This is a genomic window from Mesorhizobium muleiense (assembly GCF_900099905.1).
GTDB lineage: Bacteria > Pseudomonadota > Alphaproteobacteria > Rhizobiales > Rhizobiaceae > Mesorhizobium > Mesorhizobium muleiense.
The window spans coordinates 25,859-50,547 of the sequence record NZ_FNEE01000003.1 but is presented as its reverse complement, the minus strand read 5'-3'; the positions used below and the strand labels follow the sequence as shown (position 1 = coordinate 50,547).

The following is a 24,689-nucleotide window of genomic DNA, read 5'->3' as shown; positions in this document are numbered from 1 at the left end:
CAAGCATGGACGCTACTTGCGCTTGTCCTCAACCGCATCCCAGAACAGGCTGGCGATATCGGCGCCGCCGAAGCGTTTTACCTCGCGCACGCCGGTCGGCGACGTCACGTTGATCTCGGTCATGTAGTCGCCGATCACGTCGATGCCGACGAGGATAAAACCGCGCTCCTTCAGCGACGGGCCGATGCGGGCGCAGATCTCGCGTTCGCGCTCCGTTAGTTCGGTTTTTTCGGCGCGGCCGCCGACATGCATGTTGGAGCGTGAATCAGTCTCGGCCGGCACCCGGTTGATGGCGCCGACCGGCTCGCCGTCGATCAGGATGATGCGCTTGTCGCCGGCTCGCACCTCCTTGAGATAGCGCTGCACGATGTAGGGCTCGCGGAACATCTGGCCGAACATTTCGAGCAGCGAGGCGAGGTTGCGATCGGCCTCGTGCAGGTGGAAGATGCCGGCGCCGCCATTGCCGTAGAGCGGCTTGACGATGATGTCGCCGAACTCCTTGCGGAAGGCGGCAACCTCTTGGCTGTCCTTGGTGATCAGCGTTTCCGGCATCAGGTCGGGAAACTCGGTGACGAAGATCTTTTCCGGGCTGTTGCGCACCCAGGCCGGGTCGTTGACCACCAGCGTCCTGGGATGGATGCGCTCGAGCATATGCGTCGTGGTGATGTAGTTCATGTCGAAAGGCGGGTCCTGCCTGAGCAGGACGACGTCCATCTCCGACAGGTCGGTGCGCACTTTCTCGCCGAGTGAATAGTGACTGCCCTTCTCGTCGCGGACCTGCATTTCCTCGACGCCGGCAAACACCTTGCCGTCACGCAGCGACAGCCGGTCGGGCGTATAATGGAACAGCTGGTGGCCGCGCCGCTGCGCTTCCAGCGACAGCGCAAACGACGTGTCGCCGGCAATCGAGACGGTGGAGATGTGGTCCATCTGGACAGCGACTTTCAGGGGCATGGCGGATCTCCGGCGGATCGGATGGGCTGCTTGCCCTTACAACCTCGCCGGTCATCTGCCAATCGCGACATTTTGAGGAGCGCCTGCTGGGCCTCGATGAGGCGCAGGCGGAGCGCCCTTGTCAGTTCGGCTGCGCCGGCGGCAACGATTCCCGTTCGGAGGGCCGGTCGGGTTTCGATGCCACGCTCGGCTATCTCAGAAATTCCCTCCGTGGCACCTTGCGCGTCAAGGCGATCTGACGAGCGACTTGTCAGACATAAGCCCGCGAATTTGCTTTTTCTCCCTTGCTCCCCCGACCGGGCTGGCTAGGATGCGCGCCGACCGAGCCTACGGTGCCGCGCGTCCTTTTGGACGCGCAAACGACGCTGTAGCACTTTGATTTTGCGCATGATCCTTTCCGTAAATCGCAACCGATTTTCGGGGCCATGCGCGAGGAGAAAAAAATGATGCCATCGGCGCGCTTTGCCGACCTTGAGGGCGCTTCGGTGCTGATCACCGGCGGCGGCTCCGGCATCGGCGCGGCGCTGACCGAGGGTTTTGCCCGCCAGGGGGCAAAGGTCGCCTTCATCGACATCGCCGACGGCCCGAGCCTGGCGCTGGCCGATCGCATCGAAAAGGATCTCGGCCGCCGCCCCCTCTATCTCAAGACCGACATACGCGACGTCGAGGCGCTGCGGGCTTCGGCCGCCAGGGCGGCAGAGGCGCATGGCGAGGTCACCGTGCTGGTCAACAATGCAGCACTTGACGATCGCCACGCGGTGGAAGACGTCACCGTGGAGTTCTGGGACAACAACCAGGCGGTCAACCTGCGTCCGCATTTCTTCTCCGCACAGGCGGTGGCGCCGGGCATGAAGCGCGCCGGCGGCGGCTCGATCATCAACTTCACGTCGACGTCGTTCCTGATCAATCACCCCGACATGCCGGCCTATACCGCCGCCAAGGCGGGGATCGTCGGCCTGACCAAGGGGCTTGCCGGCAAGCTCGGCGCCGACGGCATTCGCGTCAATGCGATCGCACCCGGCTGGGTGATCACCGAGCGGCAGAAACAGCTCTGGGTCACCGAACAGGCGCTCGCCGCCCACGTGGCCAAGCAATGCATCAAGCAGGTGATGCAGCCGGAAGACGTCGTCGGCACGGTGCTGTTCCTGGCGTCGGACGCTTCGCGCATGCTGACCGCACAGATGCTGATCGTCGACGGGGGCTTCCTGTGAACTCAGCGAGCAACGTGCCTTCTGTGGCCGCCGTCGATTGGGGCACCACCCGTCTCAGGGTCTGGCTGGTCGATGAGGCCGGAAATGTCCTCGCCGAGCGTCGCGGCGACGACGGGCTGATCACCGCGCAGGCGGCCGGGTTTTCGACCATCCTCGAAGGACATCTGGCGGCGATGGGCGCGCCGGAAGCGATGCCCGTGATCATCTGCGGCATGGCCGGCTCTCGCCAGGGCTGGCTGGAGGCGCCCTATGTCAGCGTGCCGGCGCCGATCGGCGCCATCCTTGCCGGTGCTGCGCGCGTTCCCGGCCAGCGCCGCGATATCCGCATCGTGCCGGGCCTTGCCCAGCGCCAGGCCGACGCGCCTGACGTCATGCGCGGCGAGGAAACGCAGCTTGCCGGCGCCGGTTTGCCGGCAACAAGCCGCCATCTCGTCTGCATGCCCGGCACCCACTCCAAATGGGTGCTGGTCGAGGACGGCGCCGTTGCCGGTTTTGGCACCTGGCCGACCGGCGAGCTGTTTTCGGTGCTGGCGGCGCATTCGATCCTGCGCCATTCGCTGGGCGAGCAGCCCAAGCCGGTTGCACCAGGCAATCCGTTTTTCCAGCGCTGGTGCGAGATCGCGCTGGCCGAGGGCGGCGATGTCACATCGAGGCTGTTCTCGATCCGCGCTGCGGGCCTATTGCAGGACCTGAAACCCGACGATGCCGCTGCTTGCCTGTCCGGCCTGCTGATCGGCGGCGAGATCGCCTCGGCCAGCCGCCGCTATCGAAAAGGCGCGGCGTCGATCGTGCTGGTCGCATCCGGCGCGCTCGGCACCCTCTACACTGAGGCGTTCGGTCTTGCCGGGCTTGCGGTGAGAGCCGTCGATGCCGACGAGGCGGTGCGTGCCGGCCTGATAGAGGCGGCGCGCAAAAATGGCATGATTGCTGGAAGCGGAGTTGCCGCATGACCGAGACCGCATCGTTTCCGAAGCTCGAGCGCGGGCTTGTCGCCATCCTGCGCGGCCTCAAGCCGGACGAGGCGGTGGCCGTCGGCCGGGCGATCTTCGAGGCCGGCATCGAAGCGATCGAAGTGCCGCTCAATTCGCCGGATCCGTTTGTCTCCATCGCGAGAATTGTTGAGGCGCTGCCGGCGACGGCATTGGTCGGCGCCGGGACTGTGTTGACCGCAGCCGATGTCGACGGACTGAACAAGGCCGGCGGGCGGCTGCTGGTCAGCCCCAACATCGATGCGGAGGTCATGGGTCGCGCCATGAATTACGGCATGGTGACGATGCCGGGCGTATTCACGCCGACCGAAGCCTTCCAGGCCATCCGGCTCGGCGCCTCGGCGCTGAAATTCTTCCCGGCCAGCGTGCTCGGCGCGGCCGGGATCGCGGCGATGCGCGCCGTTTTGCCGGCTGAGACGCTGGTCGGCGCGGTCGGCGGCGTGTCGGAGAAGGACTTTGCCGGCTACAAGGCGGCCGGTGTCAGCGTCTTCGGCCTCGGCTCCAGCCTGTTCAAGCCTGGTATGAGCGTCGACGAGGTGGCAACGCGGGCGCAGGCCGCAGTCGCGGCCTGGGACGCAGCGTTTGGAGCAACGCCATGAGCGAAGCCATCGTTTCGGTTTTTTCCGACCATGTCTGTCAACTCGGCGAGGGCCCGAGCTATGACCCCGCCACCGAAACGCTCTACTGGTTCGACATCGTCAACGGCCAGCTTCTGGAAAAGCCCCTGTCCGGCGGTGCCGTCAAAATCCACGAGCTTGGCCAAATGGCCAGCGCGATCGCCATCGTCGACGACAAAAGACAGTTGATCGCCACCGAAACCGGCCTGCATGTCCGCGACGTGGCGACCGGCAAAATGACGCTGCATACGGCCATCGAGGCCGACAATCCGGCGACGCGCTCGAACGATTCGCGCGTCCATCCCTGCGGCGCCTTTTGGGTCGGCACGATGGGCAAGGGCGAGGCAAAGGCCGCTGGCTCGATCTACTGGTTCTTCAGGGGTGAATTGCGCCGGCTCTTTTCGGACATCACGGTGTCGAACTCGATCTGCTTTTCCGAAGATGGAACCGTTGCCCATTACACCGATACCAGCACCGGCCTGTTGATGCGCGTCGGCTGCGATCCGGCGACCGGCCTGCCGGCTGGCGAGCCAAAAATCTTCGTCGATCACCGCAAGGCCAAGGGCTATATCGACGGTTCGGTGCTCGATCGCGACGGTGTCCTGTGGAACGCCTGCTGGGGCGGCAGCGTCGTTGAAGCCTACGGGCCTGACGGCAAGCTCATCCGTTCGGTCGCGATGCCGGTGACGCAGCCGTCCTGCCCGGCCTTTGTCGGCAGGAATGCCGACCGGCTGGCGGTCACCTCCGCCTGGTCGGGCAAGGATGAGAAACAGCGCCTGCTGGACCCGCAAGCCGGCATGACGTTTCTGCTCGACATTCCGGTCAACGGCCGCTTCGAGCCGCGCGTGCTGATTGGCTAGACCATGATTCCGAACCTCCGGTTCGAATGATCATGGTCAAACAGGAAGATTGCGCCAGCACTGTCGCGCAGGCGCCCGGCTGACGTCGATTTCGCGAAAGCCTGATGCATCCGCCGTGCGATGGTAGGCAGTCGCGCTGCCAGGACCCGTTCATCTCCGGGAATCGTTCATGTCATGTCAAGCCGCAGGCCGAAGCTGATCCTAGTCTACGAGCCGGAAAACGCCTGCTTCGAGCGGCTGGTTGCCGATGGCCACGTGCCGGGGCGCGCCGCCGAAATCGCCTCCTATCTGGCGCAATCGACCGACATCGCCCCTGAGTTCGACGCGCTGGCCGCAGCCTGCCAGACGCGCGGCCTGTCCTTCGCGCCGGTGGCGCTCGACGATGCCGCAAATCTGCTTGCCGGTGAGGATCCGAAGACGACGCTGGTGTGGACGCTGACCGACGGCATCGCCTATTTCCGTGGCGGTGCGGCGCCGGCGCTGGCAAGGCTGAACGGCCTGAAGCTGCTCGGCGCCGATGATGCGCTGTTTGCGCTCTGCCAGGACAAGTTCCGCTCCGGCGCCGTGCTCGGCGCACTCGGCCTGCCGGTGCCGCAATCCGGTTTGGCACGCGACGGACGCTGGCTGGTCGAGCCACCGGCTTCGCCAGCCGGCTGGTTCGTCAAGCCGAGCCGGCTCGGCGCCAAGATTGGCATCTGGCCGGATTCGCGCAGCAGAGATCTCGGCCACGCGCTTGAGCTTAGCCGGCGCGTCTTCGCTGCCTATCGCGACGATGTCGTCGTGCAGCCCTACGTCACCGGGCGCAATGCGCGCGCCAGTTTTCTCGGTCTGAATCCGGACACCGGCGTCGAAGCGCTTGGCATCGTCTTTGTCGAGTCGGGAAGTGATTTCCAGACAATGGAACACAGCCTGGCGCTCTACGGCGACACCGGCGAGGCTGCCAGGGCGGCGGGAACATATGCCGAGCCGGTGCTGCTGCCGGTTGCCGCCAGCCAGCCGCGAGCCGATGCAAGGATCCGAGGGATCGCGCAAAGCCTGATCGCCGGGCTTGGCCTGCGGGATGTGTTTTCCGTCGATTTCCGGATCGAAGCCGACGATAGCATCCACCTCATCGAGTTCGAGGTCTGCCCGGGCCTGCCTTGCTTCGATTTTCGCGCCTATTGCCGCACGCAATGGCAGATGGGCCTCGCCGATGCGATGGCCGCGACCGCCGCGAGCCGTTTTTTCGCCTCGCCCACGAAATGAGCAGCGCCCGCGTACGCAGCCGCGCCGACGGGCCAGGACCGTGCCTCGACAAACGGCTTGCGTTCCGACATTTCACTTAATAAGGTGTTAAGTGAAGGAGGCACTCGGTGAAAGTCGACCCTGCGACATCCCCGGAGGTAGCCGCGCTGGCGACGACGGAAGCCGGCAAGGCCAAGCATGTCGGCGGCCGGATCAAGGCCATTCGCATGGCCCGACGCATTTCGCTTCGCCAGCTGGCCGACATGGTCGGCACGACGGCGAGCTTCATCAGCCAGCTCGAGCGCAATCTTAGCGGCGCCAGCGCCAGCACTCTGATGCGGATCGCGGCAGCCCTGGATCTCGGCATCAACGAGCTGTTCGAGCAGACCGAAGGTGGGTTCCACAAGGTGCTTACCAGAGCCGACCGCCCCCTGCTGCCGATCAGCCACGGTTGCCGAAAGACGCTGCTGTCGCGGCGGCCGATCCATGAATTCGAGGTTTATTCGGGGGAGTTCGACGTCGGCGGCTCGACCGGCGACGACGCTTACACGCATGGCGGCAAGCACGAGATGTTCGTCGTCCTGAAGGGCACAGTCGAGCTGACGCTGGCAGACGAGCGCTTCGTCATGAACGAGGGCGACAGCATCGAGTACGCCACCTCGACGCCGCATCGTACAGAGAATATCGGCAAGACGCCGGCGCAGGTGCTCTGGATCATCGCCCCTCCGACCAGTGGCGCGGCGGAACTCAATCGATACACGCCCGGACAAGGCTCGCAGCCGGGCGGACCGAAGTAATGCGGGTGCACATAAATGGGAGATTAGACATGAAGACCAGGATCGGACAGGTGGCCGCGCTCGGGCTGCTGATGATCACCACAGCAGCGCTTGCGCAGAGCAAGCCGGTGGCGGGCGAGGTGGCAGAGGGCTCGCTGAAGGGCAAGACGCTTACCTTCGTCTCGTATGGAGGCATTTATCAGGATGGTCAGATCGCCGCGCTGAAAGAGTTCGTCGACAAATCAGGCGTGACGCTGCTCAGCGACGGGCCAACCGAGATCTCGAAATTGCAGGCGCAGGTCGAGTCCGGCAATGTCACCTGGGACGTTGTCGATACCGGCGATTTCCCACCCTATGTCTATTGCGGCAAGCTGTTCCAGAAGCTGGACTTCTCAAAGATCGATACGTCCAACATTCCGGAGGGCCAGACCAGCGAATGCAGCGTGCCGGCCATGAACTATGGCGTGGTGCTGATGTACAACACCGAAAAGTACAAGGATAACCCGCCCAAGAGCTGGAAGGATTTCTTCGACATCGAGAAATTCCCGGGCTCGCGCGCCCTGGAGGGCAGCGGCGATCTGTCCGGCGGCATGATCGAGCAGGCACTGCTCGCCGCCGGCGGGTCGGTCGAAAACATGACGGTGGCCGATATCGACAAGGCTATCGAGAAGGTGAAATCGCTTGGCCCGGACACGATCTTCTGGAAGACCGGCGCCGATTCCCAGCAGCTCGCCGAATCCGGCGAAGCCGACATGATCGCGATGTGGACCGGACGTGCCATGACCGCGGTCAAGAACGGCGCGAAGTACACGCCGGCGTGGCAGGACTGGCTGGTGGTGATGGACCAGATGACTATTCCGATGGGCGTCAAGGACCCCGACGCGGCGCATGCGCTGATCAACGCCTATCTCGGCAAGAGCGCGCAGGAGACGCTTGCAAAAACCACCTCGTATACCCCGATCCACAAGGACGCGAAGCCCGAAGTGGACGAGATCACCGCGGCGTTCATGACCAACACGCCGGACAAGCTGAAGCTTGGCTATCAGCAGAACATCAAGTTCTGGGTGGAGAACTTCGAGGTGGCGAACGAAAAGTGGAATGGGTTGATGGCCGGCAATTAGGTCCGCCGCCGTGGCAACGAGAGCAATCGACAGCCGGGACACTGTTCCGGCTGTCACGGCAGACGGCCGGCGGCGCTGGTTTCGTGGACAGGCTTTCTGGCTCGTCGCGCCGGCGCTGCTGCTGCTCGTCATCTGCCTGGGCCTGCCGCTCGCCATCGTGACCTTGCGCAGCTTTTCCGAGCCGCAATGGGGATGGCAGAACTATGCCTGGTTCTTCGGCACACCGGTCAATCTGACGGTGCTTCAGCGGACCTTCGCGATCTCCGCCTGGGTGACGCTGGTATGTCTCATCGCCGGCTATCCCTATGCCTATGTGATGACCGCGGTCGGACCCAGGATGCGGCTCGTCCTCATCCTGTGCGTGCTGGTGCCGTTCTGGGTGAGCGGCGTGGTGCGCACTCTGGCATGGGTCATCCTGCTGCAGGATTCCGGCGTGATCAACTCCGCCATCAGGGCAGTCGGCCTCAGCCCGGTCAAGCTGATCCGCACGCAGACAGGCGTGGTGATCGGCATGGCGCAGGTGCTGTTGCCGTTCATGATCCTGCCGCTCTATTCGGTGATGAAGACGATCGACCTGCGGCTCATGCAGGCGGCACGGAGCCTCGGCGCGAGCCCGGCGCGCGCCTTTGCCCAGGTCTATCTGCCGCTCTCGCTTCCGGGCGTCTACGCGGGCGCCATCATCGTCTTCATTCTTGCACTCGGCTTCTACATCACCCCGGCGCTGCTCGGTGGTCCGCGATCGACCATGCTCTCGACCCTGATCCAGAACCAGGTGCTCAGCCTGCTCAACTGGGGCCGCGGCGGTGCGATGGGTGTGGTGCTGTTGATCGCGACCTTCGTCCTGCTCGCGCTCGCAGCGCCGCTATCGCGTCAACCGCACAAGACGGGCTCGAGGCGCTGATGAAACAGCCCGGTCGAATCCTGCTCGGTCTGTACTGCCTGCTGGTAGCGGTCTGGCTGGTCGCACCGACAATCGTTGTCGTGCCGATGTCGTTCAACGACAAGAAGTCGCTGGCCTTTCCGCCATCCGGCTTTTCCTGGCAGTGGTACCAGAACTTTTTCACCAACCCCGAATGGTCGGCGAGCCTGGTCGGCTCGCTCAAGGTTGCCGTCGTCACGGCGCTGTTCGCCACCGTCATCGGCACGCTGGCGGCATTCGGCCTCGATCGCATGAAAAGTCGCGTCAGCGGCGTGCTGCGCGCGCTGCTGATCACGCCAATGGTCGTGCCGGGGGTGGTGCTCGCCGTCGGAATCTACGCGGTCTATCTCGATACGCGGTTGGTCGGCACCATGACCGGCTTCGTGCTGGCCCACACGATGCTCGCCGTTCCTTTCGTCATCATCGCCGTCTCCGCCAGCCTGGAAGTCTTCGACAAACGGCTTGAGACTGCTGCGGCCAGCCTCGGCGCGACCCGGCTGACGGCGTTCAGGACGGTGACCTTGCCGCTGATCGCGCCGGGCATCCTGTCGGGACTGCTGTTTGCGTTCGTGACCTCATTCGACGAGATCATCGTCGCGCTGTTCATCACCAGCCCGTATCTGAAGACACTGCCGGTCCAGATATTCTCGAGCATCACCCGGGACGCCGACCCCACCGTTGCGGCAGTGGGCACGCTGCTCTTCATCGTGACGTCGCTAGTGATCGGGGCGGGGCTGCTGATCGGTTCGAGACAGGGAAAGCGTTGACATGGCCTCACCATCGACCCGCGGCGCAGCCATAGATCTCAAATCCGTCAGCAAACACTATGGCAGCTTCATCGCCCTCGACAAGGTCTCGCTGCGCATCGAGCCGGGGGAGTTCATGACGCTGCTCGGACCCAGCGGTTCGGGCAAGACGACCACACTCAACGTCATCGCCGGCTTCACCGAAGTCAGCTCGGGTTCGCTTGATGTCGGCGGCAAAAGCGTCATCGGCGTACCGGCGCACAAACGCAATATCGGCGTCGTCTTCCAGCACTACGCGCTGTTCCCGCATATGACGGTGAGCAGGAACGTCGCATATCCGCTGACCCTGCGCGGCATCGCCAATCCCGATCGCGCGGCCCGGGTGCGCAAGGCGCTGGACATGGTGAGGATGGCCGATTTCGGCCACCGCTTCCCCAGCGAGCTCTCCGGCGGACAGCAGCAGCGCGTCGCGCTGGCGCGTGCCATCGTATTCGACCCGCCGCTGCTCTTGATGGACGAGCCGCTCGGCGCACTCGACAAGAAGCTGCGTGAATGGCTGCAGCTCGAGATCAAACGGATCCACCGCGAACTGGGCACCACCTTCGTCTACGTCACGCACGATCAGGAGGAGGCCCTGGTCCTCTCGGACCGCATCGCCGTGTTCAACCAGGGACGCATCGAGCAGATCGGCACCGGTCGCCAACTCTACGACGAGCCCGAGACGTTGTTCGTCGGAAAGTTCGTCGGCGACTCGACGATACTGCGTGGTGCAGCCTCCACCTCCGGCAACGAGACCGCCATCGACGTAGCCGGATGGAAAGTGGCCGCCGCCAAACGCCTTGCCGACGGCGCCAAGCCGGTGATGCTGCTGCGGCCGGAGAAGCTGAGCCTCGCCAGGCGGGGAAAGGGCGGACAAGATCGAAACACCCTGCCCGGGCGCATCGGCGAGGCCATCTATCTCGGATCTGGCTCCAAATACGAGGTCGTGCTGGCCGACACCTCGAAGGCGATCGTGCGCTCGACGCTGGAGGCCGAGACCTTCGCCATCGGCGACGAGGTCGACCTCGTGTTCGCGGGCAGCGACGTGAAGCTTCTGGCCGACGACGAAAACGCCGATTTCACGCTGACCTAAAATCCTGTCTGGGAAATCGCGACAATGGACGTGAAGAAGAACGGCGACGTTTCATTCTGGTATGCCGACATCGGCGGGGTGCCCGGCTATCGGCCGCCGCTGCAGGGCGATATCGTGGCCGACGTCTGCATCGTCGGGGCCGGCTACACCGGCCTTTGGACCGCCTATTATCTGAAGCAGGCAGCCCCGCATCTCAATATTGTCGTCATCGAGAAGGAGTTCGCCGGCTTCGGTGCTTCGGGGCGCAATGGCGGCTGGCTGTCCGGCGGGTTCTCTTGGTCGCGTGAAAAATATGAGGAGGCAACCTCGCGCGCTGCAGTCATCGCCATGCAGGCGGCAATGACGGGCACGGTGAACGAGGTCATATCGGTTGCGGAAGCTGAAGGCATCGACGCTGACATTCGTCGCACCGACGAACTGCTGGTCGCAACCAACGAGGCGCAGGAGCAGCGCGCCAAGGCGATGTATGCCCATGCCAGATCCTGGGCGCTGACCGACGAGCGCGTCGGGTATATCGATGCAGCCGAGATGCGTCGGCGCATAGCGGTGCACAACGCCCGCGGCGCCTTCGTCATCAAGAAGGTTGCGCGGATTCAGCCCGCAAAGCTGGTGCAGGGGCTCGCCAGGGCAGTGGAGCGGCTCGGCGTCCCGATCTACGAACAGACGACCGTGCTGTCGATCGAGAAGGGCACGGTCGCAACCAACCGGGGCGTGGTGCGAGCCGAAAAGATCGTGCGGGCGACCGAGGGCTTTACCGCGGGAATCGCCGGCCACGAAAGACTGTGGTTGGCGCTCAACAGCGCCATCGTGGTCACCGAGCCGCTTTCCGACAAGCTGTGGAGCGAAATCGGCTGGGATGGCTACGAGGTGCTCGGCGACGCCGCGCACACTTACTGCTACGCCCAGCGCACCCGGGAAGGACGCATTGCCATGGGCGGGCGCGGGGTGCCCTATCGGTTCGGCTCGAAGACCGACGTTCGAGGCGTCACCCAGCAGGCGACGATCGACAAGCTGCATAAAATCCTGACGACGCTTCTGCCGCAGACCAAGGGCCTCAAGCTCGACCACGCGTGGTGTGGAACGCTGGGCGTGCCGCGCGACTGGTGCACGACGGTGGGCTTTGACAGGCACACCGGAATAGGCTGGGCCGGCGGTTATGTCGGCCTCGGCGTTTCCACCTCGAACCTCTCGGGGCGCACTCTGCGCGATCTGCTGCTGGGCAACGACACCGAGTTGACGCGGCTTCCCTGGGTCAATCGAACCGTGCGCAAGTGGGAGCCAGAGCCGCTGCGCTGGCTTGGCGTCCATTCGATGTATCAGCTCTATCGAATTGCCGACGAGCGGGAAGCAAAGGGGCTGCCGCGCACGTCGCGGCTGGCCGCCCTGGCCGATCGCATCACCGGGCACTGAACCGCATCACTTCAGGGATTTAGCAATGATCGACTTCAAGACCTTCGCCCACCTGGCGCATATCGACCTCGGTGAGCCCCAGCCGAAGCCCACCTCGCTGGAAGCCGATCAGATGGAAGCAGCCAACACGCTTTGGACTTCGGAGGATGGCAAGATCGAAGTCGGTGTCTGGGAATGTTCGCAGGGCCGGTTCACCGCGCGCCGTGACACGAATTCCGAGATTTGCCACATCGTGTCCGGCCGCGTGACGCTGCACGGTCCTGGTGGCGCAGCCAAAGATGTCGGACCCGGCGAATTGCTCGTCCTGCCGCTTGGCTGGGAGGGCGAATGGACCATTCATGAGAAAACGCGCAAGCTTTACATCCTGCATGCGGTTTGAACGCCGCGGGCACGTTCGCGACGGTTCCAAATGACTATGCACGCCACGGCGGTGGCCGCTGAACTAAACCCCTTCGACCAGCACGATCTCGCCGTCGGCCACCTTCTGCCGGATCGCGACGGCGCGCTGGTATTCGGGCGAGTGATAGCAATCGTGCGCCGCAGCCAATGACGGAAACTCGATGATCACGTTGCGGTCGCGGCCCGGCCCTTCTGCTTTTTCATGCGCACCGCCTCGTGCCAGGAAAACGGCGCCGAAACGATCGAAAGCCGGTTTGGCGGCAGTGACATAGTCCTTGTAACCTTCCGCATCGCGCACATCGACGCGGGCGATCCAGTATCCCTTCGGCATGCTTGTTCTCCGAATTGTTAGGCCGAGCGCATTTCGTCAAGAATTGCTTCCGCGACCGCTCGCCTGTCGGCGGCGCTGACGATCGGCCGGCCGACGACGAGATGGCTGGAGCCGTTGCGGATCGCCTGCGCCGGCGTGACGACGCGTTTCTGGTCGCCATGGTCGCTGCCCTTGGGCCGTATCCCCGGCGTGACGACGGCCATGTTGGGGCCGACGATCCGGCGCACCGCCTCCGCTTCCTCGGCCGAGCAGACGATGCCGCCCATGCCGGCATGCAGCGCCTGCTCGGAGCGCCTCAGCACCAGCGTATGCGGGTCATGCTCATAACCGGCGTCGATCACGTCCTGCTCGTCCATCGAGGTCAGCACGGTGACGCCAAGCAGGCAGAGATCGCTGCCCCTGGCGGCCGCGACCGCTGCCTTCATCGTCTTCGGATAGGCGTGCAGCGTCAGCATGGTCATGCCCATCCTGGCAATGGCCTCGACGCCCTTGGCTACCGTGTTGTCGATGTCGAGAAGCTTCATGTCGAGGAAGATCCTGGTGCCGCCGCTGGCGAGCTCGCGAGCGAAGTCGAGGCCGCCGGCGAAGGCGAGCTGATAGCCGATCTTGTAGAAGGAGACGACCCCGTCGAGCTCGCGCACCACCGTCTCGGCGTCCTTCAGCGTCGGCACGTCGAGGCCGACGATCAGCCTGTCTTGCATGGTGCTGGCGCGCTCCTGGATCACGCCTCGATCCGCGTCGACAGCAGGCGCGAGGTTTCGATCAGCGTGCGGCATAGGTGCTCCATCGATCTGTGCAGTCGCTCGTCCCTGAAATTCCCGTCCTCGTCGAAGGCGTTGCCGCCCTCCGGGACAGAGCACTCCGGCGTCACCACCTCCATCTGGCAGCGCACCAGCACGGCGCGCAGATGGTTGATGCAGCGTACCCCGGCGAAATGTCCTTTGGAAGACGAACAAAGGCCAGCGGGCTTGCCGGTGAACGGCCTGAACGACCGCCCGTCATCCGTGCGCACCCGGCTCACCCAATCGATGGTATTCTTGAGCAGCGGCGGGATCGAGCCGTTATATTCGGGCGTCGCGATCAGCAGCCCGTCATGGGCCGCAATTTGCCGGGCAAGCTTGATGGCGTTCTCGGGAATGCCTTTCTCCTTTTCCAGGTCCTCGTCGAGGATCGGCAGCGGATAGTCGGCAAGCGAGATGCGGGTCACCTCGGCGCCGTGCAGGGCGAGTTCCTTCTGCGCCACATCGGCGGTCCTGCCGCTGTAGGCGCCAAAGCGATTCGAACCGGCGAAGACGAGAATTTTCGCGATCACTGCCATCGGGCCCCCTTGTTCCCGGACAGGTACAGCCAGGGATCTGTCAAATCAACGCCAACTTCGTCATCCCTGGGCGGAGCAGGAGCGAAGCTCCGTCGCGGAGACCCTGGGATCCATTCCGCGACCTTGGCCGCGGAGTGCCGCGGAGCAGAATTCTGTACCGCTGCGGTGCTCAGATGTCCCGGCATGGATTCTCGGGTCTGGGCTGCGTCGCTACGCTCCCGTGGATGACGAAGTGACGCGCGTTTCCACTAATCGCCGAACGGCTTTGCGCGGAGAAGCTAATGCGCCCCGCGCCGGTAGATCCACAGCTGCGTTGGTGGGATGTTGCGGATGACGAAATGGAAATGCTCGACCGTGTAGTCGCCGCGGCCGGGCGGGATCGGCGACAGCGGGCCGTAGGTCAGCTGCACGACCGGGCGGCCCGTCGGGATGCGGTCGAGAAGGCTTTCGACGTAGGCGACGCGCTGTTCGACCGGGAAATTGAGCAATGGCACGCCGGAGATGACCGAATCGAAGGTCAGGCCGCTCTTGTCGCCGAGCGTCGCATCGAGATTGAAGGCATCGCCCTCGATGACGTTGACGCCGGGATAGAGCTGTCGCAGATGGCGCACGAAATCGGGGGAGTATTCGACTGCGTAGAGATTTTCAGGCTTTACGCCGTGGGCGAGGATGGCTCGTGTGATGACACCGGTGCCGGGCCCGACTTCGAGCACCGGCAGGCCCGACATCGGGTTGACGACGGAGGCCATCTTGCGGGCCGTGATAGAACTGGTCGGCACGATCGAACCGACCGCCTTCGGCTTGTCGATCCAGCCCTTGAAGAACTTCAGTTCGTCGTCGAACTTCTCTGCCAGCGTCTTTCGCAGTCCGGGACCATGTGCCATGCAAGTTCTCCTGAACGGTCCCCCGAGTGGCTACTTAGCAGCTACGGGCTTCAAGGCAAGGCGGACGCCGGTATAAGGTGTTGATGACGCTAGGGGAGCTTCCGCTCGGTTGTATTCTACATCCGATCGGCGAGAGTCGCCATCAGCGCTCGCTGAAGGTCTCGAAAAAGTCCTTCATGCGGGCGAAAAAGCCGCTCGACTGCGGCGAATTATCCTTCGAGGAAAGCTGCTCGAACTCCTCCAGCAACTCGCGCTGGCGGCGGGACAGGTTCTGCGGCGTCTCGACCGCGGTCTGGATGTAAAGATCGCCGACATTGTGCTGGCGCAGCACCGGCATGCCCTTGCCCTTGAGGCGGAACTGACGGCCGTTCTGGGTGCCTTCCGGCACCTTGACCTTCGTCTGGGTGCCGTCCAGCGTCGTCACCTCGAAGGAACCGCCAAGGGCAGCCGTCGTCATTGAGATCGGCACCTTGCAGTAGAGATCGGCGCCGTCGCGCTGGAAGAATTCGTGCGGCTTGACCGCCAGGAAAATATATAGATCGCCCGACGGGCCGCCGCGCAGGCCGGCCTCGCCCTCATTGGCGAGGCGGATGCGGGTGCCGTCCTCAATGCCGGCCGGGATGTTGACCGACAGCGAGCGCTCCTCGGTGACGCGGCCCTGGCCGGCGCATTTCGCGCACGGCTCCTTGATGGTCTGGCCACGTCCCTGGCATTGCGGGCAGGTGCGCTCGATCGAGAAGAAGCCTTGCGTGGCGCGCACCTTGCCGTGGCCGTTGCACATCGAGCAGGTGACGGGCTGGGTGCCGGGCTTGGCGCCGCTGCCGGAGCATTCCATGCAGGAGATCGATGCCGGCACGTGGATCTGCGCCGTCTTGCCGGCAAACGCCTCCTCCAGCGTGATTTCCATATTGTAGCGCAGGTCTGCACCGCGCTCGCGTCCGCCTGACGAACGGCGCTGACGCCCGCCCATCATGTCGCCGAAAATATCCTCGAAGATGTCGGCGAAACCGCCGGCGCCGAAGCCGTGTGCGCCGCCGTTCATGCCGCCCTGTTCGAAGGCGGCGTGGCCGAAACGGTCGTAGGCCGCCCGCTTCTGCGGATCCTTCAACGTCTCGTAGGCTTCGTTGATTTCCTTGAACTTGTGCTCGCAGGCATGATCGCCGGGATTGCGATCGGGGTGGAACTGCATGGCCAGCTTGCGGAAAGCGCTCTTGAGCTCCTTCTCGTCGGCCCCCTTTTGCACGCCCAGCGTTTCGTAGAAATCAGCTTTCATCTTTTCCCGCAGTCCGGATATTCAACGTCTTGAAGCACTTTGCGTCGTTCGCCGGCACGCTGTTCCGATTTAGGTGCGATGGAGCCGGGATGCCAGTGTTGACACGGGCTTGCCCGCATTTTTTCGATCAGGCGCGCACTTTTTCGGCCAGAGTGGCAAAAAAGCCCGGCTTTACGCCGGGCTTTACTACAGCGCCGCGCGTCCTGTTGGACACGCAAAGGACGCTATAGCACTTTGATTTTTGCGCATGATCCTTTCCGGAAATCGATTCCGATTTCGGGGTCATGCGCCTAAACCTGCCGGCAGGCCGCTTAGGCCGACTTCTTCTTGTCGTCGTCCTCGTTGATTTCCTCGAAGTCGGCGTCGACCACGTCGCTGTCCTTGGCGGCGTCCGCCTTGGCGTCAGCTTCCGCGGCTTCCTTCTGCGAAGCCTCGTACATGGCCTGGCCGAGCTTCATCGAGGTTTCGGCGAGCGCCTGCGTCTTGGCTTCGATCTCGGCCGCGTCGTCGCCTTCGGCAGCGGTCTTCAGCGCCGCGATCGCATCGGCGATCGCCGTGCGGTCGGCCTCGGAAACCTTCTCGCCATATTCCTTCAGCGACTTTTCCGAGGAATGCACCAGCGCCTCGGCCTGGTTGCGGGCCTCGACCAACGCGCGCCGCTTCTTGTCGGCCTCGGCATTGGCTTCGGCGTCCTTCACCATCTTCTCGATGTCGGCGTCCGAAAGGCCGCCAGACGCCTGGATGCGGATCTGGTGCTCCTTGCCGGTGCCCTTGTCCTTGGCCGAGACGTTGACGATACCGTTGGCGTCGATGTCGAAAGTGACCTCGATCTGCGGAACGCCACGCGGCGCCGGCGGAATGCCGACCAGGTCGAACTGACCGAGCGCCTTGTTGTCGGCGGCCATTTCACGCTCGCCCTGGAAGACGCGGATGGTCACGGCCGATTGTGAATCCTCGGCAGTCGAGAACACCTGGCTCTTCTTGGTCGGGATCGTCGTGTTGCGCTCGATCAGCCGCGTGAACACACCACCCAGCGTCTCGATGCCGAGCGACAGCGGCGTCACGTCAAGCAACAGCACGTCCTTGACGTCGCCCTGCAGCACGCCGGCCTGGATGGCGGCGCCCAATGCGACGACCTCATCCGGATTGACGCCCTTGTGCGGCTCCTTGCCGAAGAACTGCTTCACGATCTCCTGGATCTTGGGCATGCGGGTCATGCCGCCGACCAGGACGACCTCGTCGATTTCGCCGGCCTTCAGGCCGGCATCCTTGAGCGCCGCCTTGCAGGGTTCGATCGTGCGCTGGACGAGATCCTCGACCAGGCTCTCGAACTTCGCCCGCGTCAGCTTCAGCGTCAGGTGCTTGGGGCCGGTGGCATCGGCGGTGATGAAGGGCAGGTTGATCTCGGTCTGCGTCGTCGACGACAGCTCGATCTTGGCCTTTTCGGCCGCTTCCTTGAGGCGCTGAAGCGCGAGCTTGTCGCTGCGCAGGTCGATGCCCTGTTCCTTCTTGAACTCGGCCGCCAGATATTCGACCAGACGCATGTCGAAATCCTCGCCGCCGAGGAAGGTGTCGCCATTGGTCGACTTCACCTCGAACACGCCGTCGCCGATTTCGAGCACCGAAATGTCGAACGTGCCGCCGCCAAGGTCATAGACGGCAATGGTCTTGCCTTCCTTCTTGTCGAGGCCGTAAGCAAGTGCGGCCGCGGTCGGCTCGTTGATGATGCGCAGCACTTCCAGGCCGGCGATCTTGCCGGCATCCTTGGTGGCCTGGCGCTGGGCGTCGTTGAAATAGGCCGGAACGGTGATCACCGCCTTCTCGACCTTCTCGCCGAGATAGGCTTCCGCCGTTTCCTTCATCTTCTGCAGGATCATTGCCGAGATCTGGCTGGGCGACTGCTTCTTGCCGCCGGCCTCGACCCAGGCGTCGCCATTGTCGCCCTTGACGATCTGGTAGGGGACAAGCTTCTTGTCCTTTTCCGTAACCGGATCGTCATAGCGGCGGCCGATCAGGCGCTTGACCGCGAAGATGGTGTTTTCAGGATTGGTGACCGCCTGGCGCTTGGCCGGCTGGCCGACGAGGCGCTCGCCGTCGCTGTTGATGGCGACGATGGATGGGGTCGTGCGCGCGCCTTCCGCATTCTCGATGACCTTCGATTCCTTGCCGTCCATGATGGCGACGCAGGAGTTGGTGGTCCCCAGATCGATACCGATTACTTTTGCCATTTTTCTAATCTCTCCGCTAAGCAGGCTCTCAGGACCCGTACAGGCGTTCCGACGAAAGCCCCTGTTCACAAGAAATTCCGCTTCGGCAACCGGCATTCCGGCGCCGAACGGCTTGGCGCGTATATAAGAACAGGCTGCGCGGCGCGCAAGCATTCTGCGCAAGGCATCCAACACATCCTTTTCCCGGCCCGGCCAGGGTTCTCCGGCCCATGAACCTTTCCGCGTCGGTTCGCGACTGACACCCAGATGCGCCGCGTGGTGCGGCCCTGGAAAGGAAAGGCCATGACTGGAAATCCAGGCTCGGCGCGACCACCGCTTTCGGGGTGGGGTCGATATGCCAGGCGTTTCGCTTGTTGCGTTGACCATGCGTAAGAGCCGGCATATCGTGATCACGAGGAAAGCAGACAATTCGATCAGGGAAAAACGTGCCGGAACGTCGCGCCTTGCCCTGATTTGCGCGGAAACGTCGGATGTTTCGCCCGTCGCCCGCGGGGGGAATTCCATGTCTTGCGACCACGGCGCGTTCGTGCGCTCTCGTGCTGGCCGTTTGCGCCGTGCGATGCAACCGGCCAGCGGCTTTCCGGCGTTGGCGCTCGCCACCATCCTGTGGCTTGGCGGTGCCGTCCAAGCGCAGGAAACGCAGATCATCTATCCAGGCTCGATGGCCGTGACCGGATTTTCCGGTACCGTCATTCGTGATCTTGAGGAGGGCCTGCCGCCCAGCGTCGACCCGGTCGACGAAACCTTTATCGACACGACGCGCGCAACCTTGCGCGTCTTTGACGTTTCAAGGCTGGGCGGGCGGGCCTCCGGCCAACTCGTCTTCACGCCGCCGCCCTTCGAAGTGACGGCCGGGCAGATCGGCCAGGTGTTCGGCATCACCTATGCCGACGGCGTACGAGACGGTGCTCCCTCGGGCATTGCGAACCTCTATGCCGGCGCCACCTCGCTGCATGGCGTCCGCATCGTCACGTCAGACGAAGATGCGGACGGTCGTCCCGAGCGGCAGCGTCGCGGTGCTGCCGGCGCCACCTTCATGGACGGCCAGTTCGGCACCGAGAACGGTGGCGGACCGGGCACGATCTGGAAGATCAACGGCATCACCGGCCAGGTCAGCAAATTCGCCGACCTCGACACCAACAGCGGCCCTGGCATCGGCGACGTCACCTTCGATACTATCCGCCGCCAGTTCTTCGCCAGCGACCTCGACACCGGTCTCATTCACCGCATCGACGCCAACGGCGTACTGCTCGACAGGTTCGACCATGGCGTTGCCGGACGCCCGGCGCACGGGCTGGTCCCGCTTGCCGACGATGGCCTGGTGATGGACATCGAGGATGCTGCCTTCGACAGCGAGGACCCCGACAGCTGGGGTTATACGCAGGATGAGCGTCGCGTCTGGTCCGTCGCCTATCACGGCGGCCGCCTCTATTATTCCGTCGCTGAAAAGGCCGAGCTCTGGTCGGTGGGCGTTGCCCGCGACGGCAGCTTTGCTGGCGACCCGCGCTGGGAATTGACGGTCAAGGCCGACAACGACCACGCCGTCACCGACATCGCTTTCGACATCAGCGGCTTCATGTACCTGGCCCAGCGCGGCCCGGTGGAAAACCGCTACGACTACAGCCGGTTCGCCGATACCGGCACGGGCGAGGTCTTCCGCTACGGGCGCGAAAACCCGGACGATCCGGCGACGGAATCAATCTGGGTGGAAATGCCGCAGGACTATGCGGTCGGCTTCCCGCAAGACAACCGGCAGTCGGCTGGCGGCCTCGACCTGCAATATGGCTATGACGCCGACGGCAATCTCGACGCGAGCATCTGCACCGAGACGCAGGTCAAGACCGCAGATAAGTTGCGCGACAACCCCGTGCTTGCCGAACGGCTTGCCGGCGGCGGGCCGCTCGCCGTGCACGGTGTGCAGATCACGCCGACGGCGCTGGTCAAGCCGGCCAACGTGCCGCCTTTCGGCGCGTGGTTCGTCGACTTTGACGGCTATTTCGAAGACCCCGAGGTAGAAGGCCCTGAGGTAGAAGGGCATGTCGGCGACGTCGAAGTCTGGCATCCCTGTGAAGGCCGTGCCGGCGCCTCGATCCCGATCTGCCGGCGTGGCGACCGGGACCGCGACTGCCGGCCGCCGGTGGAAAAGAAGGTCGATCTGATCCTGAAGAAGCGTGCCCGCACCCCGGTCTGCACGGCAGATGGTGTCTGCACCTTCGTGATCGATATCATCAACAACGGCAACGTCCGCTACGACGGGCCGCTGACGGTTACCGACACCTATCCGGGTGGCGTGCCGGCATCGTCGAGCTTCGGCCCGATCCCGCCATGGACATGCGGACCGAACGGCCCCGGCCAGTTCCGTTGCGACAATGCCGGCATTGTGCTCTCGCCGGGCGCTTCCACGCCAATCTTCGTCAAGGCGGTGATGCCGGCCGGCTACCGGCCAAACACGGTCCAGAACTGCGCCGAGGTGAAAGCCATCCCCGGCGAGAACGACCTCACCAACAACAGGGCATGCGCCAGGCAACGCATCCGTCATTCTGACAGCGGCAAGCCGGCCATGCGCCTCACCAAACTGTGCAGCGGAGCGCTGGCCGGTGCTGCGGCCGTCACCTGCCGCATCACCGTCATCAGCACCGGCACCAGTGCCCCCACCGGTCCGGTTTGGGTCAACGATGCCGCCACGCTGGTGGCTGGCAGCGCGCCCGTCCAGATCCAGACCGTCACTCCCGACGGCGCGGAATGGACGTGCGGACCGGTTCCGGCCAATGCGTTGTCGTGCCAGATTCCCGGCGCCGTCATGACGCCCGGAACCAGCCGCCACTTCGACGTGGCGCTTGCGGCGAATGGCGTGTTCGAGAACTGCGCACGCGGTTCCTACGGTCCGGCGCCAGGAGACGACATCGTCCATCCGATCGGCAGGGCCTGCGCCAAGGGTGGCGGCGCCTTGAGCATCCGTTTCGAGAAGACCGGCGATGCCGAGTGCCGGATCGGCCAGCCCTGCTCGTTCGAGTTGACCATCGCGAATGATGGGAAAAACGCCTTCTCCGGTCCGGTTCGCATTGGTGATGCGATCGGTGTCGAAGGCCTCGGCCGGCTGGAAGGCGTGGCGATCACCTCGATCGACCCGCCCTTCGGCTGTGCGCCGGAACCGGCGACCTTGCCGGCATCCTGCATCGCCAACCTGACGCTCGGCGCCGGGGAAAGCCACGTTCACCGTGTGACCGCGATCATTCCCGACGACGGCCGCCTGGCCGATCTGCAGGGCGCCGTCAGCGGCCAGAACTGCGTCGGCGTGCTGTCGCCCGACACGCCGGTGCGAGGTGCCGGCAAAATGCTCTCAGGCGACCTGACCAGCGTGCAGGGCGATCGCGGCAAGGCCTATGCCTGCCATCCCTTTACCATCAAGAATAATGAGGGGAAGAAGGCGTGCTCGCAGGGCCTCGTCATGAACGACGCCGGCCGCTGCGTCTGCCCGCAAGGCACCACTTTCCGCAACGGCCAGTGCTCGTCGGCTGGCGGCACGGTCATCATACCGAAACCGAAGGAGCGCTGCGTGCTGCTCAAGGGCCAGATCCGTACCTCCGACGGGCGTTGTGTCTGCCCGCGCGGAACCGAGCTGGATAACCGCAGGTGCGTGTCGACCGACGAGCCGCCGGCACGCCTGTGCAAGCTGCTGCCTGACCAGATCCGCACCAAGAGCGGCGATTGCGTCTGTCCGAGACGGACGGAACTGAGGGGCAGGGCCTGCTTGCCGATCGTCAAGCAACCGACGGTTGAACTGTGCACCATCCGCGGCCAGGTTCACAACAAACGCGGCGCCTGTGTCTGCCCGCGCGGGACCGAGGTGATCAGAGGCGCATGCCGCCGGGCGCAGCTGGAGTGCGCGCCTGGTTCACGGCTGATCAACGGCCGGTGCCAGCCGATCATCAGGCGGCGCTGCCCGGTCGGGACAGTCGGACAGTATCCGGACTGCCACCCTATACGCAGGGCGCCGACGCTGCAGATCAATCCGAACCTGCTGCTGAACCCGAACATCCTGCAGCAGCCGAGGCGAAGGCCGCGGGCTCTCCAGTAGGGGACCCGGCGCGCACCAGTCCGTCACCTTGGACCGCAACACCAAGACCTCGCCTGAGCAATCCGGCGGGGTTTTGGTGTTGGTCGGACGCGTTTCAGCCGCCGCGTGAACCTAATCGCTGCAGTCGGCGACAAACTCCGTGAAGCAACATTTCAGGGAGAGAGAAAATGTCTTCAGCCAAGCATGCTTTCCGCAACACGGCGGCGACCGCTGCCCTGATCGCAGCCGCGCTCGCTACCACACCGGCCTTCGCCAAGCAGGCGAACATCAAGTCAATGTCGTTCAACACCGAAAGCGCCAACACGACGATCCATGTCGGTTCCAGCGACAAGCAAAAGTGGGACACGCTTAAGAGCGGCAACGTCCAGTTCTGGGGCCACATGAAGCTCAACACACGGTGGCCAGGTTATGTGCAGGATGTCGGCGTGGCGCTCGGCGTTTGTGGCCCAGGCCAGTGCGGCGCGTTTCCGCCGATCTGGAGCACGTCACCTGTCAGCCGGGACTACGATCATCAGGAAAATTTCTCCTTCGATCCCTCCATAATACCGCTGTCGTCGGACACCGGTATCGCCGTCGTGCCTTACGGCGACCAGATCATTGCCCGGTGCAATCAGCACCTCCAGCCCGATGGGCCGACAAAGTCTTACTCGTTCACGCACAGCTTCCATGCAAGCTTCTCGGCACTGACCGACACGGCGCTCGACATGGACAATGCGGTCAGCGAGGCCCAGGGCGGCAACTGGCCCCATCCGCTGTACGACTCGCACTATGCCGAGCATGGAACGTTCGACGTCCAAATTGTCTGCGACCCCGTCATCAAGCCGCCGGTTCAGGACGTCGCCAATGATTTCGGCGAATTCGACGTGGACAACGTCAAGCTGTTCCTGACCACCTACCAGTCGAACCAGATCGGCTCGACGCCCGGTACGGTCTGCCCGTCGTTGAAGGTCACGAGCCGGGCGCAGGTCAACCAGGCCGGGCCCGTGTCGATGCGCATCTGGCGCCAGAAGAACGACGGGCCGATCACCTCCGAGGTGCAGCAGGCGTGGGCGTCACACGACGCGACCAAGAATGGCTATTTCGCCACCTATGAGAAATGGGAGGATGTCGGCGCCACCGCCTATTTCCAGTACAAGACCGAGATCGTCGGCAACGGACCGTTCGAACCATTCGACGGCTGGAAGGACATCACCGTCAATTGCACCGGCGCGGGTGGGGGCGGCTTCACCGACGCACCTCAGGACAACCCCGACAACCCGCCGGCGCATTCGGACTGGCAGGGCGAGGTCACTGTCTCGGACAGCGCTGGCTTCAAAAAACTCTGCCCGCGCAAGGGCCAGGTGGCGTTTGACGTCGAGCGCGAGGCGCCGGGTGCGTTTCACTACCGCATCAGCTGCTCGAACGGCGCATTCTTCACCGACACGACGGCCGCCTTCAATGATGGCGGTGTGTTCAAGGCGAGCGCCGCACACGAGTTCAGCATCGTCAGAACCCGCTCGATCCAGTGCACCCTGCAGGAGATCAAGCAGAACGGTTCGATCGCCACCGTCGACAACAGCAGCGAGGATTTTACCTGCATCAAGCGCAATTTTGATCCGAATGCCGATGGTCTGGCGGTCGATACGCCACCCAATCCCGGCAAACCGCAACTTCCGCCGGTCGTCATCGATGCCGGCCGCACATGCCTGCCGAGCCAGAGGCCGATCCGCGGCAAATGCGTCGACAAGCCGCTCGTGGCTGCCTGCCGCAGCACCGAAAAGCGTGTCAACGGCAAGTGCGTCGGGGTCAGCATCCACTGCCTGCCCGGTTACCATCAGGTCGGGCTGAAATGCGTGCGCAATGCAGTGATCGCCGACAGGTGGAAGCGCAACGAACAGCGCATCGACGGGAGATGCGTGGGCAAGCCCTCGATCGTTATCGGCTGCAAGCGCGGCTATCATCGGGTCGGCAAGGCATGCGTCAAGAACCCGCTGATCATCACCGCCTGCCGGGCAACCGAAAAACTGGTGCGTGGACACTGCGTGCCCAAGCAACCTGTGAAGAAGCCCAATCTGCAAAAAGTGAGGCAAGGCAGCGGCAAGGTCTTGCTGCCACCACTGGCCAGGCCGCTGCATCCGGTGAACTGAAGTCGCGACGCTTGAACAGGGAGAGAGGTGGCCGACGCTGCCTCGCTCCTTTGCGCGCAGGCACCGGATTCCTGTCGACAAGCAGCGCTGAGA

General features: G+C 63.9%; 21 protein-coding genes. 14 read left to right on the top strand and 7 right to left on the bottom strand.

Annotated elements, in window-relative coordinates:
* Window positions 1-12 precede the first annotated feature (12 nt).
* The gene (gshB, locus tag BLT09_RS07700; protein ID WP_091591919.1) at window positions 13-954 is read right to left on the bottom strand and encodes a glutathione synthase; all 942 of its coding nucleotides are present in this window, start codon (window positions 952-954) and stop codon (window positions 13-15) included.
* 443 nt (window positions 955-1,397) lie between these two features.
* Between gshB and BLT09_RS07695 the strand changes: the two genes are divergently transcribed.
* From BLT09_RS07695 to BLT09_RS07640, 12 genes are all read left to right on the top strand, one after another.
* Complete coding sequence (locus tag BLT09_RS07695; protein ID WP_091592416.1) at window positions 1,398-2,165, top strand: SDR family NAD(P)-dependent oxidoreductase; 768 nt, start codon at window positions 1,398-1,400, stop codon at window positions 2,163-2,165.
* Complete coding sequence (locus BLT09_RS07690; protein ID WP_091591917.1) at window positions 2,162-3,115, top strand: 2-dehydro-3-deoxygalactonokinase; 954 nt, start codon at window positions 2,162-2,164, stop codon at window positions 3,113-3,115. Before BLT09_RS07695 ends, BLT09_RS07690 begins: the two co-directional genes overlap by 4 nt.
* On the top strand, window positions 3,112-3,753 hold the full coding sequence (locus BLT09_RS07685; RefSeq protein WP_091591915.1) for a 2-dehydro-3-deoxy-6-phosphogalactonate aldolase: 642 nt from the start codon (window positions 3,112-3,114) through the stop codon (window positions 3,751-3,753). Before BLT09_RS07690 ends, BLT09_RS07685 begins: the two co-directional genes overlap by 4 nt.
* Window positions 3,750-4,631 (top strand): SMP-30/gluconolactonase/LRE family protein, encoded by an 882-nt coding sequence (locus BLT09_RS07680; protein WP_091591913.1) that lies wholly within the window; start codon window positions 3,750-3,752, stop codon window positions 4,629-4,631. Before BLT09_RS07685 ends, BLT09_RS07680 begins: the two co-directional genes overlap by 4 nt.
* A 174-nt stretch (window positions 4,632-4,805) precedes the next feature.
* Window positions 4,806-5,876 (top strand): D-alanine--D-alanine ligase family protein, encoded by a 1,071-nt coding sequence (locus BLT09_RS07675; RefSeq protein WP_091591911.1) that lies wholly within the window; start codon window positions 4,806-4,808, stop codon window positions 5,874-5,876.
* A 107-nt stretch (window positions 5,877-5,983) separates the two neighbouring features.
* Window positions 5,984-6,652: a helix-turn-helix domain-containing protein gene (locus BLT09_RS07670; RefSeq protein WP_091591909.1), complete on the top strand. Its 669-nt coding sequence runs from the start codon at window positions 5,984-5,986 to the stop codon at window positions 6,650-6,652.
* A gap of 29 nt (window positions 6,653-6,681) precedes the next feature.
* Window positions 6,682-7,752 carry an extracellular solute-binding protein gene (locus BLT09_RS07665; RefSeq protein ID WP_091591907.1) on the top strand — a complete coding sequence of 357 codons (1,071 nt, stop codon included), beginning with the start codon at window positions 6,682-6,684 and terminating at the stop codon, window positions 7,750-7,752.
* A 10-nt stretch (window positions 7,753-7,762) separates the two neighbouring features.
* Entirely contained in the window at window positions 7,763-8,653 is an 891-nt protein-coding gene (locus tag BLT09_RS07660; protein ID WP_091591906.1) for an ABC transporter permease, read from the top strand.
* Window positions 8,653-9,438 carry an ABC transporter permease gene (locus BLT09_RS07655; RefSeq protein WP_027154694.1) on the top strand — a complete coding sequence of 262 codons (786 nt, stop codon included), beginning with the start codon at window positions 8,653-8,655 and terminating at the stop codon, window positions 9,436-9,438. The genes BLT09_RS07660 and BLT09_RS07655 overlap by 1 nt, the downstream gene beginning before the upstream one ends.
* A gap of 1 nt (window position 9,439) precedes the next feature.
* Window positions 9,440-10,549 (top strand): ABC transporter ATP-binding protein, encoded by a 1,110-nt coding sequence (locus tag BLT09_RS07650; RefSeq protein WP_091591904.1) that lies wholly within the window; start codon window positions 9,440-9,442, stop codon window positions 10,547-10,549.
* A 24-nt stretch (window positions 10,550-10,573) separates the two neighbouring features.
* Window positions 10,574-11,959: an NAD(P)/FAD-dependent oxidoreductase gene (locus tag BLT09_RS07645; RefSeq protein WP_091591902.1), complete on the top strand. Its 1,386-nt coding sequence runs from the start codon at window positions 10,574-10,576 to the stop codon at window positions 11,957-11,959.
* A gap of 25 nt (window positions 11,960-11,984) precedes the next feature.
* Window positions 11,985-12,338 carry a cupin domain-containing protein gene (locus tag BLT09_RS07640; RefSeq protein WP_091591900.1) on the top strand — a complete coding sequence of 118 codons (354 nt, stop codon included), beginning with the start codon at window positions 11,985-11,987 and terminating at the stop codon, window positions 12,336-12,338.
* A 63-nt stretch (window positions 12,339-12,401) separates the two neighbouring features.
* Here the strand turns inward: BLT09_RS07640 and BLT09_RS07635 are convergent, their stop codons facing one another.
* The 6 genes from BLT09_RS07635 to dnaK all read right to left on the bottom strand — a co-directional run bounded on the left by BLT09_RS07635 (window position 12,402) and on the right by dnaK (window position 18,392).
* Complete coding sequence (locus tag BLT09_RS07635) at window positions 12,402-12,689, bottom strand: DUF1330 domain-containing protein (RefSeq protein ID WP_091591899.1); 288 nt, start codon at window positions 12,687-12,689, stop codon at window positions 12,402-12,404.
* Between the two features lie 17 nt (window positions 12,690-12,706).
* Window positions 12,707-13,390 carry an orotidine-5'-phosphate decarboxylase gene (gene pyrF, locus BLT09_RS07630; RefSeq protein ID WP_091592414.1) on the bottom strand — a complete coding sequence of 228 codons (684 nt, stop codon included), beginning with the start codon at window positions 13,388-13,390 and terminating at the stop codon, window positions 12,707-12,709.
* Between the two features lie 20 nt (window positions 13,391-13,410).
* A complete protein-coding gene (locus BLT09_RS07625; protein ID WP_091591897.1) occupies window positions 13,411-14,007 on the bottom strand; it encodes an NADPH-dependent FMN reductase in 597 nt (198 codons plus the stop codon).
* Between the two features lie 278 nt (window positions 14,008-14,285).
* Window positions 14,286-14,891: a phospholipid N-methyltransferase PmtA gene (gene pmtA, locus BLT09_RS07620; protein ID WP_027154687.1), complete on the bottom strand. Its 606-nt coding sequence runs from the start codon at window positions 14,889-14,891 to the stop codon at window positions 14,286-14,288.
* Between the two features lie 142 nt (window positions 14,892-15,033).
* Complete coding sequence (dnaJ, locus tag BLT09_RS07615; protein ID WP_023801455.1) at window positions 15,034-16,164, bottom strand: molecular chaperone DnaJ; 1,131 nt, start codon at window positions 16,162-16,164, stop codon at window positions 15,034-15,036.
* A gap of 311 nt (window positions 16,165-16,475) precedes the next feature.
* Entirely contained in the window at window positions 16,476-18,392 is a 1,917-nt protein-coding gene (gene dnaK, locus BLT09_RS07610; RefSeq protein ID WP_091591896.1) for a molecular chaperone DnaK, read from the bottom strand.
* Between the two features lie 559 nt (window positions 18,393-18,951).
* Between dnaK and BLT09_RS34865 the strand changes: the two genes are divergently transcribed.
* Both BLT09_RS34865 and BLT09_RS07600 read left to right on the top strand, forming a co-directional pair.
* Entirely contained in the window at window positions 18,952-22,470 is a 3,519-nt protein-coding gene (locus BLT09_RS34865) for a hypothetical protein (protein WP_236473011.1), read from the top strand.
* Between the two features lie 167 nt (window positions 22,471-22,637).
* Window positions 22,638-24,596, top strand: a complete 1,959-nt coding sequence (locus tag BLT09_RS07600) for a hypothetical protein (protein WP_091591894.1) — start codon at window positions 22,638-22,640, stop codon at window positions 24,594-24,596.
* The last annotated feature ends 93 nt before the right edge of the window (window positions 24,597-24,689 follow it).